The sequence below is a fragment of the Acidimicrobiales bacterium genome, assembly GCA_040219515.1.
GTDB lineage: Bacteria > Actinomycetota > Acidimicrobiia > Acidimicrobiales > Aldehydirespiratoraceae > JAJRXC01.
Genome location: JAVJSI010000013.1, coordinates 98,989 through 113,002 on the forward strand (window position 1 = coordinate 98,989; position 14,014 = coordinate 113,002).

Annotated in this window: 13 protein-coding genes; 4 read left to right on the forward strand and 9 right to left on the reverse strand. The window is 66.7% G+C overall.

Features of this window, described 5'->3' with window-relative positions:
- Window positions 1–101: 101 nt before the first annotated feature.
- Window positions 102–1,067, reverse strand: coding sequence for an LLM class F420-dependent oxidoreductase (locus tag RIB98_12860; GenBank protein MEQ8841863.1), 966 nt, complete (start codon window positions 1,065–1,067; stop codon window positions 102–104).
- 87 nt (window positions 1,068–1,154) lie between these two features.
- Here RIB98_12860 and RIB98_12865 point away from each other — a divergent pair, with 87 nt between their 5' ends.
- Complete coding sequence (locus tag RIB98_12865; GenBank protein ID MEQ8841864.1) at window positions 1,155–1,706, forward strand: helix-turn-helix domain-containing protein; 552 nt, start codon at window positions 1,155–1,157, stop codon at window positions 1,704–1,706.
- Here the strand turns inward: RIB98_12865 and RIB98_12870 are convergent.
- The 6 genes from RIB98_12870 to RIB98_12895 are packed head-to-tail and all read right to left on the reverse strand — an operon-like array spanning window position 1,703 to window position 8,234.
- Window positions 1,703–2,956: a TetR/AcrR family transcriptional regulator gene (locus RIB98_12870; protein MEQ8841865.1), complete on the reverse strand. Its 1,254-nt coding sequence runs from the start codon at window positions 2,954–2,956 to the stop codon at window positions 1,703–1,705. The genes RIB98_12865 and RIB98_12870 overlap by 4 nt on opposite strands.
- Window positions 2,957–2,991: 35 nt before the next feature.
- Window positions 2,992–4,212 (reverse strand): CoA transferase, encoded by a 1,221-nt coding sequence (locus RIB98_12875; protein ID MEQ8841866.1) that lies wholly within the window; start codon window positions 4,210–4,212, stop codon window positions 2,992–2,994.
- Entirely contained in the window at window positions 4,209–5,666 is a 1,458-nt protein-coding gene (locus tag RIB98_12880) for an aldehyde dehydrogenase family protein (GenBank protein ID MEQ8841867.1), read from the reverse strand. The genes RIB98_12875 and RIB98_12880 overlap by 4 nt, the downstream gene beginning before the upstream one ends.
- Window positions 5,667–6,842: a cytochrome P450 gene (locus RIB98_12885; protein MEQ8841868.1), complete on the reverse strand. Its 1,176-nt coding sequence runs from the start codon at window positions 6,840–6,842 to the stop codon at window positions 5,667–5,669.
- A 4-nt stretch (window positions 6,843–6,846) separates the two neighbouring features.
- On the reverse strand, window positions 6,847–7,056 hold the full coding sequence (locus tag RIB98_12890) for a ferredoxin (GenBank protein ID MEQ8841869.1): 210 nt from the start codon (window positions 7,054–7,056) through the stop codon (window positions 6,847–6,849).
- Window positions 7,056–8,234: an amidohydrolase family protein gene (locus tag RIB98_12895; protein MEQ8841870.1), complete on the reverse strand. Its 1,179-nt coding sequence runs from the start codon at window positions 8,232–8,234 to the stop codon at window positions 7,056–7,058. Before RIB98_12895 ends, RIB98_12890 begins: the two co-directional genes overlap by 1 nt.
- Before the next feature lie 99 nt (window positions 8,235–8,333).
- On the opposite strand from RIB98_12895, the gene RIB98_12900 reads away from it, so the two are divergent.
- Window positions 8,334–9,095, forward strand: coding sequence for an SDR family oxidoreductase (locus tag RIB98_12900; protein ID MEQ8841871.1), 762 nt, complete (start codon window positions 8,334–8,336; stop codon window positions 9,093–9,095).
- Between the two features lie 12 nt (window positions 9,096–9,107).
- Here RIB98_12900 and RIB98_12905 read toward each other — a convergent pair whose 3' ends face one another.
- A complete protein-coding gene (locus tag RIB98_12905) occupies window positions 9,108–9,872 on the reverse strand; it encodes an SDR family NAD(P)-dependent oxidoreductase (GenBank protein ID MEQ8841872.1) in 765 nt (254 codons plus the stop codon).
- A complete protein-coding gene (locus RIB98_12910) occupies window positions 9,869–11,155 on the reverse strand; it encodes an amidohydrolase family protein (GenBank protein ID MEQ8841873.1) in 1,287 nt (428 codons plus the stop codon). Before RIB98_12910 ends, RIB98_12905 begins: the two co-directional genes overlap by 4 nt.
- A gap of 90 nt (window positions 11,156–11,245) precedes the next feature.
- On the opposite strand from RIB98_12910, the gene RIB98_12915 reads away from it, so the two are divergent.
- Together RIB98_12915 and RIB98_12920 are read left to right on the forward strand one after the other, a co-directional pair.
- Window positions 11,246–12,409, forward strand: coding sequence for an amidohydrolase family protein (locus RIB98_12915; protein MEQ8841874.1), 1,164 nt, complete (start codon window positions 11,246–11,248; stop codon window positions 12,407–12,409).
- A gap of 2 nt (window positions 12,410–12,411) precedes the next feature.
- Window positions 12,412–13,983 (forward strand): AMP-binding protein, encoded by a 1,572-nt coding sequence (locus RIB98_12920; protein ID MEQ8841875.1) that lies wholly within the window; start codon window positions 12,412–12,414, stop codon window positions 13,981–13,983.
- Window positions 13,984–14,014: the final 31 nt, after the last annotated feature.

The window sequence follows — 14,014 nt, forward strand, 5'->3', positions numbered from 1 at the left end:
ATGCGGTGACGCACCTGACGCTGGTGTTAGATCCGGACGTTAGCGCGGTGACGGACTTCACTCCAGACGGCACGCGAGGGGGGCTGATCCGACGGGCGGGATCAGGTCGGAATGATCGGTCCCACCGTCTCGCCGGCGAGGGCGACCAGCTCGGGGTCGTGGGCATTCGCGGCCAGGTTGAGGGTGACACCGTCGATTCCCACGTCGACCATCTGCTGGATGGCCTCACCGATCTCGTCGGGGCCGCCGAGGGTCATCCGTGGGGCCATCAGCTCGGCGACCTCGGCCGGCCACCCGTGGGTTTCGATGAAGGTGTCGACGCTGGCCCGTGCCTCCTCCATGGTCCGACCGATGACCATCATCACGAGCTTGGTCACCTTGATCTCGCTTCGGTCGCGCCCGAGCGACTCGCAGTGAGCGGCGAGTGCATCGAGCTTCCGGGGGACCTCTGCGATCTCGCAGGTCAGGTTGGACTCGTCGGCGTACTGCGCCACCATCCGCAGCGTCTTCTTCTCGCCGTTGCCGCCGATCATGACGGGGATCCTCGACACCGGGGCGGGCGAGTTGATCGCGTCGGTGACCTTGTAGTGCTCGCCGTGCAGGGTCGGCCGTTCGCCACGGAGCATCGGGAGAATGATGTTGAGCGCCTCCTCCAACTTCTCGAAGCGTTCCGTGAAGCTGTTGAACGGGATGCCATAGGCATCGTGCTCGAGCTCGAACCAGCCGCTGCCGATCCCCAGCGTCGCCCGCCCGTGCGACACGTGGTCGAGCGCAGTGATCGTCTTCGCCAGCACGGCGGGATTGCGGTAGGTGTTGCCGGTGACGAGCGCACTGAGGCGCACGGTGTCCGTGTGTTGGGCCAGCGCCGCGAGGGTCGTGTAGCACTCGAGCATGTAGTCGTCGGGATCACCGATTCCGGGCAGCTGGTAGAAGTGATCCATCAGGAACACGCGGTCGAAGCCACTTGCCTCGGCGGCCTTCGCCTGCGCGACGACAGTGTCGAAGATGTCGTTGGCGGCGACGCCCGGATAGGTGAAGTTGGGGATCTGATAGCCGAGACGGGTCATGTTTGGCTCCTGTATGGATGACGTTCTGACAACATACGCACAACATGTCAGCTTGTCGAACACTTGTCGATCCGCCATCATGGGCGCATGGCCCCAGCCGACGGCGACAAGCAGACGAAGATCCTCGACGCCGCGCTCGAGAAGTTCTCGGCCTACGGCTTCTCCCGGACCTCGATGGTCGACATCTCCGAAGCGGCGGGGATGTCGCGCCCCGCCCTCTACCAGCACTACGCGAACAAGGAGGAGATCTTCCGGGCCATGCTCGGGCGCATCCTCGACGACGCCGCGGATCGGGCGATCGCCTGCCTGGAGGACGAGGTCGGTCTCGAATCGCAGCTCGACGGCTTCCTGCAGCGCTGGTTCGGTGACATGGCCGAGACCCTCCGGGCAACGCAGCACGGCAGCGACCTCATCGAGGCCAAGGCGGGTCACGCGAAGCCGGTCGTCGAGGTGGTGAACCACCGGATTCGCGCCGCCCTCATCGCCAGGCTCCGCGACGTCGACGGCGATCCCGGGCTGCTGGCCGATCTCCTGCTGCTCGGGCCCCACGGCCTGAAGTACGACGAACCGTCGATGGCGAAGCTGCGGCGGCGGCTGGGGGCTCTGGCGACGACTGTCGCGAGGTCGACCGAGTCCTAGTCGGCCCCGAATATCCCGCGACGGATGACGAGCGCAGTGGCGGTGATCGCGTCGTCGACCGACAACCCGAGGGCGCGAAACACCACCGACGGCAGATTCTCGAGCAACGCGAAGCAGATCACGACGTCGGCCTCGGTGTCGCCGAATTCGCGGGTGTCGAGGGCGCGGCGCAGGGCCTGCGCCGTTTCGTGACGAGATCGCGCGGCACACTCGAGCCCGGCTGTCTGTGCTTCGGGCAGGCAGGCGATGATGCCGCCCCGGCGGGCGAACAGCTCGTAGTACGCCGTGGCCCAGCGGACCTCGTCACCGGCGGCGACCGGCCACGTATCGAGAAGGGCGACCACCTCGTCGGTCGTGGCATCGACGTGTTCGGTGAACACGTCGTCCTTGTCGGTGAAGTAGCGGTAGAAGGTCCCGTGCGACACATCGGCCTCGGTGGCGATGTCGTCGACTCGCACGGCTTCGTAGCCGAGCGTGCCGAACGCGGTTGCGGCCGCATCGACCAATCGAGCACGGGTGGCCTGGCCGCGCGTCGGACGGTCGGCGCCGTCGTCGATCACCGTCGGGCGCGGTGCCGGATGGCGGCGAGACCGGCCCGGAACCCGCGGGCCGACGTTCACGTCATCGATTGCGCCATAGATCATCCGGTGCGTGGCATCGGCTGCGGCGTCGGTGAGTCGCGCCTTGCTGGGTCCGCCGAGGCGGGTGCGGAACACCGCCGATCCGTACGCGATCGAGTTGACCGCAGTCGTGCACAACTCGATCGGCTCCGAGCGGGTCGGCACATCCTCGATCACCGCCAAGAGGCGGCGTCGGAACGCCTCGCTGAGCGTCCGTGAGCCCGTCACCATGAGGTCGTCGGTGCGGACGGACGCGGCGAAGTTGTCGGCGACGGCGCGATACCGATCGTGGACGTCGGCCAGCCCATCGAGCCAACGCCGCAGCTCGTCGCGTCCGGCTCGGTCGGCAGTGATCGCGGTGATGTGGTTGAGCAGATCGGCGAGGTCGGCGCCGAAGCGGGTGGCGAGTCGGCGGTGCAGGTCCTCCTTGCCCGAGAAGTACTGGTAGAAGGTCGGTCGCGAGCAGCCGGCGATGTCGGTGATCGCCTCGACACTGGTGCGCGCGTAGCCGTGTTCGGCGAAGGCCTGGCCGGCCGCCGCGAGGATGCGCTGTTGGGTTGCTCGGCCGGTGTCGCCGACCGTCGGGTTCGAGCCGAAGGGCGCTCGCCGCGACGTGCTGATGTCCTCCATCGAACCCAAGACTACGTCTCGAGGACCACGGCAGGTCAGAGGATCGCGCCCGACTCCTTCATCGCGGTGATCTCGTCCCATCCGACACCCAGCTCGGCGAGGATGAGTTCGGTGTGCTCGCCGAGCTCGGGTGCGCGTTCCACGACGGTCGGAGTCTCGTCGAACTGGGCCGGACTCGCGACCAGCTGGACCTCGTCGCCCGACCCGTGGATCATCGTGGGCAGGTAGCCGTTGGCGACCACCTGTGGGTCGGCGTAGAGCTCGTCGAGCGTCTGGAACGGCGTCCACACGCCCTCGAACGTCTCGAGCCTCGCCTTCCACTCGTCGAGAGTTCGCTCGGCGAACGCGTCGTCGAGGATGTCGATGCAGGCCGGACCGTTCTCGGCGCGCGCCGACGAGTGGGCGAAGCGATCGTCGTCGACCAGGATCGGCCGGTCGAGCCGGGCGGCGAAGTCGTCCCAGTGCTTGTCGCTCTGGAGCAGGATCAGGCTGATGAAGCGATCGTCCTTGGTCTTGTAGACGCCGACGCCGGGGTTGGGTGAGAGGCGGCGGTCGCCCCGGGGGAGCGAGCTCATGCCGAACAGCTTCGACGCGACGACGAGCGGCGAGATCTGCCACATCGCGGTGGCCAGCAACGACACGTCGACGACGCTTCCCTCGCCGGTGCGTTCCCGCTTGACGAGGGCCGCCGCGATGGCGCCGGCCACACTGAGTCCGCCCATCACGTCGCCGAAGGCCGGCGACGACTGGGCCGCCGGCCAGCCGTTCTCGTCGGGTGGGAACACGGCGCCGAGGCCGCCCCGGGCCCAGAACGAGGCGCCGTCGTAGCCGCCTTTCTCGGCGTGGGGGCCCTGCGAACCCTGGCCGGATCCGCGGGCGATCACGATGCTCGGGTTGCGGGCACGGATGTCGTCGGTGTCGACGCGTAGCTTGCGCCGGATCGGTGGGAGGTAGTTGGTGAGAAACACGTCGGCCGTTTCGACGAGCCGCATGAACGCCTCGTGGCCGTCGTCGTGGCGCAGGTCGATGGCCATGCTGCGCTTCGAGCGATTGGGTTGCTCGACCATGAAGTTGACCCCGCCGGCGCCCCCGGGCAGCAGCCCGGAGGTGATCAGGCCCCGCTGCGGGTCGCCGCCGTCGGGCGGTTCGACCTTGATGACGTCGGCGCCCCAGTCGGCCAGGACCGAACCGGCCGACGGGATGAACATCCAGCTCGCCAGTTCGACGACGCGGACCCCGTCCAGCGGTCCGCTCATGCGGGCCAGCCGACTGTCTTCGTCTCGGTGAAGATCTCCAGCCCTTCGATGCCGCACTGGCGACCGATGCCGGAGCCCTTGTAGCCGCCGAACGGCGCGTCGGCGCCGTACCAGACACCGCCGTTGATGCCGAGCGTGCCGACCCGGATCCGGGCGGCCATCGCCTTGGCCCGCTCGAGGTCGCCCGAGAAGATGTTGCCCGAGAGGCCGAAGGTGGAGTCGTTGGCGATGCGGACCGCGTCCTCGTCGTCGTCGTAGGGGATCATGCAGATGACGGGGCCGAAGATCTCCTCCTGGGCGATGGTCATCGAGTTGTCGACATCGGCGAACAGTGTGGGCTCGACGTAGAAGCCCTTCTCGAGGTGAGCCGGGATGCCACCACCGGTCACGACACGAGCGCCCTCGGCCTTCCCCTTCTCGATGTAGTCCAGCACCCGCTCCTGCTGCTTCTTCGAGACCTGGGGACCCTGGAGATTGTTGGCGTCGGTCGGGTCGCCGTAGTTCCAGCCCTCGAACGAGGCCTTGGCCACGGCCACCGCCTCGTCGTATCGGTTGCGGGGCACGAGCAGTCGAGTCGGGATGGCACAGCCCTGGCCACCGTGCATGCACGACGTGACGGCCGAGGCGAGGGTCGCTTCCAGGTCGACGTCGTCGAGATAGATGTTGGCCGACTTGCCGCCGAGTTCGAGGAACACCGGCTTGAGGGTGGCCGAGGCCGCCTCCATGATCCGACGGCCCGTGGCGCTGGACCCGGTGAACGCGACCAGGTCGACGTCGGGCGACGTGGTGAGGACCTCGCCCGTCAGGTGGTCCTGGCTCGACACGATGTTGACCACACCGGCCGGAATGTCGGTCTTCTCGGCGATGAGGCGGCCCAGTCGCAGCGCGGTGGCCGAGGTGTCGGGCGCGGGCTTGAGGACGCAGGTGTTGCCCATGGCCAGGACCGGGCCCAGCTTGTTGAGGGTGATCTCGATGGGGAAATTCCAGGGCACGATCACGCCGACCACACCGATGGCTTCCTTCCAGACCTCGCGGGCGGTCTCGTAGCCGACGCCCATCGCGTCCTTCGGGCCGATCGACCGCTTCCACTCGAACTCGTCGATCATCTCCGCCGGCCACGCCAGGGCCTCGCGCAGCGGTGCGTCGAGCTGGGGACCGTAGGTGAGCAGCAGCGGGCAGCCGACCTCGGCGATGAGATCCTGACGGAACTCCTCCTGCTCGCTCTCGATGGCGGCCTGGAGTTGGCCGAGACACTTCTTGCGGAACGCGTGATCGGTGGACCAGTCGGTCGTGTCGAACGCTTCACGGGCCGCAGCCACGGCGGCCTCCATGTCGGCTCGGCTGCCGTCGGCGATCTGGCCGATCACCTCCTCGGTCGCCGGGTTGATGTTGTCGAACGTCGCGCCGCCCTCCGCATCCACGAGCCGGCCACCGATGAGCAGTTTCGAGTCCATTCAGTCTCCCCAGACGAGTCGGAGGTTGTCGACGCTGCGCAACCCCATCGTGTATTCGGGCACCAGGCCCGGTTCGAGCCTGTACGACGGCACCCGTTTGTGCCATTCCTCGAGCGCGACCCGCAGTTCCATGCGGGCGAGATGCGAGCCGAGGCAGCGATGGACACCGCCGCCGAACGCGATGTGCTTGTTGACCTCGCGGTCGAAATCGACCTTGTCGGCATCGGCCCAGAAGCGCTCGTCGGTGTTGGCCGATCCGAGGTTGACCGAGACGGCGTCGCCGGCCTTGATCGGACAGCCCGAGAGCTCGGTGTCGCGTGTGGCCACCCGTACGACGCCGGCCACCGGCGACTCCCAGCGCAGCAGTTCCTCGACCGCCGCGGGAACGTCGGCCGGGCGATCGACGAGGCGCTGCTGATCGTCGGGGTGCTGGGCGAGGTGGGTGATCATGCAGTCGAGCGAGGCGGTGACGGTGTCGAGTCCCGCGAGGAAGAACAGGTAGCCGATGTCGAGCACGTCCTCCTCGGTGAGGCGATGGCCATCGACCTCGGCATCGAGGAACTGCGAGATGAAGTCGTCCTGTGGAGCCGCCTTCTTCTCGGCGATGGCCGCTTCGAGCACGGCATAGATCTTCTGCCCGGTCGCGTCGCGGTATGCCTTGGCGTCCTTCGACCGCACCGGGGGACGGATGATGCCGTCCTTCAGTTCGATGAACTCGGGGGTGCGGTCGATGGGCAGGCCGAACATCGTGAGGAACACCTGGCTGGGCAGCGGCTCGGCGATGCGGTCGTGGAAGTTGCACGCGCCGTCGTCGATGACCCCGTCGATGAGATCGTTGACGAGCGCCCGGGTGCCGGCTTCCAGCTCGGCCACGCGGCGGGGCGCGAACAGCGGGTCGAGCAGCTTGCGGTACTTCGAGTGGTCGGGCGGATCGATCTCCAGCGGGATGAGAGGCCGGACCTGGCCGATCTCGGCCGCACCGTCGCTGGAGAAAATGTCGGGGTTCTGGAGCACGGTCATCACGTCGTCGTGCAACGCGACACTCGTGCCCGTGAGCATCTCGTGTTCGACCGCCATCACCGGCATGTGGTCACGCAGGAACTTGTACATCTCCTGGGGTGGGCCGGCGAGGTCGAGTCCCGTCGCGGTTTCGGGTGGTGTGGTCTCTTCGGTCATGGGGTCAGCCTTCGGTGAGGGTGATGGCGTCTTCGGGACAGTTGGCGGCACCCTTGCGGGCCGCGTCGTGGAGATCGGGCAGGATCTCCGAGTTCACGGCCAGGGTCGAGACGACAATGCCGTAGCCGTCGTCGTCGGACTCGAAGACCGCCGGCGCGAGGACATAGCAGCGCCCGTGCCCCTGGCAGCGAACGCGATCGAGGTGGACCTGCATCAGACGTGCAGCAGTTCCTTGAGGTTGCCGCCCATGATCTTGGCCACGTCGGCGTCGCTGAGGCTGCTCGGTAGATCGTCGACGAAGTCGACGGGGTTCGCCATGCCCTCCGGGTGCGGATAGTCGCTGCCGAAGAGCAGACGGTCGGGCGACATGATCTCGATCAGGTCCTCGAGGCCGTCCTCCCAGAACGGATTGACGTAGACGTTGCGGGTGAACGACGTGAGCGGATGCTCGGCGAACTCCTGGGGCATCTTCTTGTAGATGCCGTTGAGCCCTTCGACGAGCGGCTTGACCCAGGTGCCTCCGTTCTCGATGGTGCCGAACCGCATGTCGGGGAACCGCGTGAAGGCACCGTGGCAGATCATCGCGTTCATCATGTCGGTGATCGGCCGGTTGCCCATGATGAGGCTGCGGAACGGGTTGGGCTTGAAGGGGAGCATCTCGCCCTTGCCCTCCCAGATGCTCGAGAGGTCGGCATAGCCGGAGTCCGACGAGTGCATCCCGACGAACACGCCGGCTTCCTGCACGCGCGCCCAGAAGGGATCGAACTCCTCGAGGCCGGGCGAGCGTGGTCCCCGCAGTCCCCACGCCGGCGCCGGACGGATGAGGATGCAACGGGCGCCGTTGTCGAGGGCCCACTCGAGTTCCTCGATCGCCTTCTCGACGATCGGCAGGGCGATGACCGGCGTGGCGAAGATGCGGTCCTCGTGGTTGAAGCTCCACTCGTCGAGCAGCCACTGGTTCAACGAGTGCACGGCGGCGTGGCACAGGTCGGGGTCGTCGCGCATGCGCTCTTCGAGCAGGCTCGCGAGCGTGGGGAACATCAGGGTGCCGTCGATACCGAGCTCGTCGAGGTGGGGGAGTCGGGCGGCGGCGTTGCGGGCCCACTCCGGGCACGGCATCGGATCGCCGAAGATCTCCCGCAGACTCTTGCCGTCGGGGTTGCCGTTGCGGAAGTAGTCCTCCTGCGCACCCGGACGGGCGACCACGCCGAAGGTGGGGTTGGGGATGTAGTCCGAGATCTTGTCGTTCACCGCGATCTTGGTGCGGCCGTTGACCTGGACGTACTTGATCGCCCCCTTGTATTTGGCCGGCAGATGGCGCGTGAAGGCGTCCTCCGTCTCGTAGAGGTGGTTGTCGGCGTCGAACACCGGGAAGTCGATCGTGCGGGCCATGCGATCCCTCGTCTCTCGCCGCGTCGGGCGGGATTATCTAACAGTGGTGTCAGTATTTCTCGCCAAGAGCGATCTGTCTAGATGACGTACGCTCCGGCCATGTCGTCACCTACCGATCTCTTCGATCTCTCCGGGCGAACGGCCGTCGTCACCGGCGGCAGTCGGGGGCTCGGCCGCGAGATGGTGCTCGCGTTCGCAGCCCAGGGTGCGAACGTCGTCATCGCCAGTCGCAAGCTCGAGAACTGTCAGGCGCTGGCCGCCGAGGTCGAGGAGCACTTCGCTGTGCGGGCGCTCCCGGTCCAGTGTCACATCGGCTACTGGGATCAGGCCGAGGCGCTGGCCGAGCGGTCGATCGCAGAGTTCGGGCGCATCGACGTGCTCGTGAACAACGCCGGGATGTCGCCGCTGTATCCGTCGATCGACGCCATCGACGAAGCCCTCTACGACAAGGTGATGGACGTCAACCTCAAGGGCACGTTCCGCCTCACGGTGCTGCTCGCCGAACACATGCGGGCCAGCGGCGGCGGGTCGATCATCTCGGTCAGTTCGACGGCGGCGGTGAAACCGACGCCCGGCGAGGTGGTCTACGGGCTGGCCAAGGCCGGGCTCCACAATCTCACGGAGAGCTTCTCGAGGGCCTACGGCCCCGAGGTGCGCGTCAACTGCATCCAACCGGGCCCGTTCCTCACCGACATCTCCGCGGCATGGAGCGACGACGCACTCGCCCACATCGGCGCCGGCATCTCGCTCGGCCGGGCCGGCGAGCCCGGCGAGATCGTCGGCGCCGCCCTGTATTTCGCGAGCGATGCGTCGTCGTTCACCACCGGCGCGATCCTCCGGATGGACGGCGGCCTCCGCTGAAATGGGGCGGGCTCACGGACGCATGTACCAGCCGCCGCTGGCGTTGATGGTCTCGCCGGTCACGAAGCTCGACTGATCCGACACGAGCCAGGCAACGACATTGGCGATGTCGTCCGGCGTACCCAACCGTCGCACCGGAGTGTTGTCGGCCTCGTCGAGAAGTTGGGGAGCCTTGGCATCGATGAACCAGGTGTGGATGATGCCGGGGGCGACGCTGTTGCAGCGAATGCCGTGCGGCCCGTATTCGGTGGCGATCGTGCGGGTGAGTTGGTGCAGGGCGGCCTTGGCGCTGGCATAGGGGCCTTCGTTGGTGCCGTGGATCCAGCCGGCGACCGAGGTGATGTTGACGATCGACCCCCACCCCTGCGCGGCCATCGCCGGAAGCGCAGCTCGACTCAGGTACCAGGGTCCCGAGAGGTTGACCCCGATCGCCCAGTCCCACTCCTCCGGTGTCATGTCGCCGACGGGATTGAGCGCGTTGACCGCCGCGTTGTTCACGAGTACGTCGACGATGCCGAAGCGGTCGCGAGCGGCAGCCAGGGTGGCGTCGATCTGGACGCGATCGCCGGCGTCCATGAGCGAACCCATCACCCGGTCGTCGCCGAATTCCTCGGCCAACTCGGCGACGGTCTCGTCGGTGCGGCGAGGGTGGACATCGGTCACGACGACGTTGGCGCCCTCGGTGAGCAGGCGTCGAGCCGTCGCCTTGCCGATGCCGCCACCAGCCGCACCGGTGACCAGCGCGGTGCGGCCCCCGAGGTCGTAGATGGCGGTCAGGCTTTCGACTTGGCGCTGGCCGCGAAATCGACGAGGGAGATCTTCTCGGCTCCCTCGTGTCGACCGGTGTCCATCGACTTGATCGACACGTCGTGGTCGCCGGCGGCCTCACGAAGTGCACCGACGGTGCAGTCGGCCCGATCGAGCACGGAAAACGGATCGTAGGAGTACCAATCCATCGCGTTGAGATGTGTGATCCGGTTGATGTCGTCGTCTGACACGCCGGCGAACACGTCCTGGAGCTCCTCGGGAGCATTGGGCCAGTTGGAGTCGGAGTGCGGGTAGTCCATCTCCCACGTGATGTTGTTGATCCCGATCTCGTTTCGCAGCGCGACCCCGACCGGGTCGGAGATGAAGCAGGTGAGGAAGTTGCGGCGGAACACCTCACTCGGGAGGAGATCGCCGAAGTCCTGGCCTGTCCACAGGTGGTGCATGTTGTAGGTCTTGTCGGCCCGGTCCATGAAGTAGGGGACCCAGCCGGCGCCACCTTCGGAGAGCGCGATCTTGATCTCGGGGTAGCGGCGAGGAACCGTCGACCAGAGCAGGTCGGCGGCGGCCGTCGAGATGTTCATCGGCTGCATCTGGATCATCACGTCCATCGGTGCATTGGGGGCCGTCACCACGAGTTGGCCCGACGATCCGAGATGGATCGAGAGCACGGTGTCGTGTTCGACGCAGGCCTCGAGCATCGGGTTCCAGTGCTCGTCGTGCCAGCTCGGTTCGCCGAGGGGCACGGGGTTCTCGGTGAAGATCATGGAGTGGCAACCCTTGGCCGCGACGCGTGTGATTTCGGCGGCGGTCTCCTCGGGCGACCACAGCATCGGCAGCGCGGCGGGGATGAAGCGACCCGGGTAGGAGCCGCACCACTCGTCGATGTGCCAGTCGTTGTACGCCCTGATCAGATCGGCCGCGAACTCCTTGTCGGGGTGGGCGGCGAACAGGCGGCCGGCGAAGCCGGGGAAGGACGGGAAGCACATCGAACCCAGCACTCCGCCGGCGTTCATGTCCTTGATGCGCTCGTGGATGTCGTAGCAGCCGGGCCGCATCTCCTCGAACGAAGTCGGCTCCACGCCGTACTCCTCCTTGGGGCGGCCGGCCACCGCGTTGAGCCCCACATTGGGGATGACGGCGCCGTTGAACGTCCAGACGTCGTTGCCATCTTCGGTACGGACGAGCTTCGGCGCCTCGTCCTTCCACTTCGCAGGAAGATGCTCGTCGAACATGTGCGGTGGTTCGCACAGATGATCGTCGACGCTCACCAGGATCATGTCGTTCTTGTCCACTGGTCCCCCTTGACCGATACCGGGCTGTAGAGAGAATCTAACATCAGCGTCACATTTGGCGAATCGCCGGGCGCGAGGAAGCACGCGACCATGATCTTCGATGCGGACAACCACTACTACGAGCCCTCCGACTGCTTCACCCGGTTCATGCCGGCAACACGGCTGGACGACGCAGTTCGCGTCGTCGACCGCAACGGCCGGACCGAGGTACTGATCGGCGATCGTCCGTTCACGTTCCTGCAGGACCCGTTCTCCGACGCCCACGCGAAACCGGGATCGCTGCGCGAGATGCTGCGCGCCATGAAGGCGGGATCGGCGATCGCTGAGAACGAGACGATCGAACCGGTGCAGCCCGCATACCGCGATCGTGGCGCCCGGCTCGACGTGATGGATGCGCAGGGGCTCGACGCCGTTGTCCTGTTCCCGACCGTCGCAGTGTGCGTGGAACACTTCATGGCGGACAACCCGGCGCGAACCTACGCGAACGTCCATGCATTCAACCGCTGGCTCGAGGAGGACTGGGGCTTCGGCACCGATGGCCGTATCTTCGGTGTGCCCCTGATGTCGCTGATCGATGTCGACGCAGCCGTCGCCGAGCTCGAGTTCGTGATGGAGCGAGGGGCCCGGTTCATCCATCTCCGCCCCGGTCCGCAGGGCGGGCGAAACCCCGGCGATCCTCACTTCGACTCGTTCTGGAGTCGCGTCGACGAAGCCGGGATGACCGTGACCTTCCACATCTCGGAGTCGGGGTACAACGAGATGTTCTCCACGGCATGGGGTGAGGAGAGCAATCCCTCGTCGCATCGCCAATCGGCCTTCCAATGGACGAGTTTCTACGGCGACCTGCCCATCATGCAGACGATCTCGGGACTGACGTTCATGAACTTCTTCGGCCGGTTCCCGAACATTCGCGTGATGTCCGTCGAAAACGGTTCCTTGTGGGTTCCCTATCTGCTCGCCGCGATGGACAAGATGAAGGGCATGGGGCGCAACGGTCCGTGGCCCGGTGGCTACGTCGCCGGTCGGCCCAGCGACATCGTGAAGGAGAAGGTGTTCGTCTCGCCGTATCACGAGGAGGACATTCCCGCTCTGTGCGAAGTGATCGGTGCGTCGCAGGTTCTCTTCGGTTCCGACTACCCCCACGCCGAGGGGTTGGCCGAACCTCTGGCCTTTCGTGACGCGTTGGACGGACTCGACGCCGACCCCCAGAGGTTGATCATGGGGGAGACACTGGCGACGCTGGCCAAGGCGTAGCAGTGATCGACCTCGGTACCCACGGACTGATCGCTCCGGCATCGCCGCCGCGAGACATCGGCGGACCTCGGACGATCGCCGCGTTGCTCGATGCGGGGGTCGCCGACGGTCCCGACCGCATGGCGCTCATCGGACGAGGTGGTCGCTTCGACATGGCCGGGCTTCATGCCGAGGTGGAAAGGGCGGTCGGCGCGCTGGCCGGGCTCGGCATCAGCGCCGGTGACCGGGTGGCGATGTCGTTGCCCAACGACGTCGACCTCGTGATCGGCTTCCTCGCGTCGATGCGCATCGGTGCGATCTGGCTGGGAGTCAACCGCACGCTGGCGCCACGCGAGAAGGTCTACATGCTGCGCGACGCCGGGGTCGTGGCCCTTGTCGCCGACGACGACTCGGTGGGCTCACTCCACTCATTCAGGCCGGAGCTCGACGACCTGCGCGTGCTCTGGACGGTCGACGACTGGCGCCAAGCCGTGGCCGCTGCATCTCTGCGGGGCGAGGGTGCCCCCGTCGATCCGCTGGCACCGGCAGCGATCGCCTACACGTCGGGGACCACCGGCTTCCCGAAAGGGGCCGTGCATTCGCAGCACAACATGCTCCTGCCCGGTCGGGTCAGTGCCGTGCGAGGGTCGTATTCCGCTGGTGGGGTCATGGGGGTACCGCTGCCGCTCACCATCCTCAATCTGCTCGTGCTCGGACCGTGCGTTGCGTATCAATGCGGTCTGACGCTCGTGGCCATGGATCGGGTCGACGGGTTGGGGATGGGCGAGTGGATTGCCGCCGAGCGAGTGACGACCTTCTCGGCCGTTCCCGCCATGGTCCACGATCTCCTCACCGACCCGGCGGTCACCGACGAAATGCTCGCGTCGATCGAGACCATCGGTGTCGGCGGCGCGGACATGCCCGACGCGTTCCGACGCCTCTACGAGGAGCGGTTCGGGACGAGAGTGGGTACTGGTTACGGCCTGACCGAGGCGCCGACGGCGGTGACCGTCGAGGATGTCGGCGAGCCGGCGGTGCCTGGCGCGTGTGGCAAGCCGCTTCCGCAGTGCTCCATCCACATTCTTGATGACGACGGCGAATCCGTGCCGACCGGCGAGCCGGGCGAAGTGTGTGTCGGCCCTTCGGTGGACGGCGAATTCGCCGACGTCTACCGACCGATGCTCGGTTACTGGAATCGACCGGATGCCTCCGCCGCGGCGCTGCGCGACGGACTCCTGCACACCGGCGACGTCGGTTCACTCGACGACGACGGGAATCTCCGTATCCACGACCGCAGGGTCGACCTGATCATCCGGGGCGGTGCCAACGTCTATCCGGCTGAGGTCGAACGAGTGCTCCACGAGAGCCCGGGCGTCGCGGCATGCGCCGTCATCGGCGTGCCCGACGAGCGCCTCGGCGAACGGGTGATCGGGTTCGTCGAGCGAATGGAGGGAAGCGAGGTGTCCGAGATCGCGCTGATCTCGCTGTGCGCCGAGCACCTTGCCCGCTACAAGGTGCCGGAGGCGATCCACTTCGTCACGACGTTCGATCGCACCCCGATGGGGAAGATCAAGAAGACGTCGCTGCGGGCCTGAATCACATCTGATTGCATCCAGACCGGGGGCC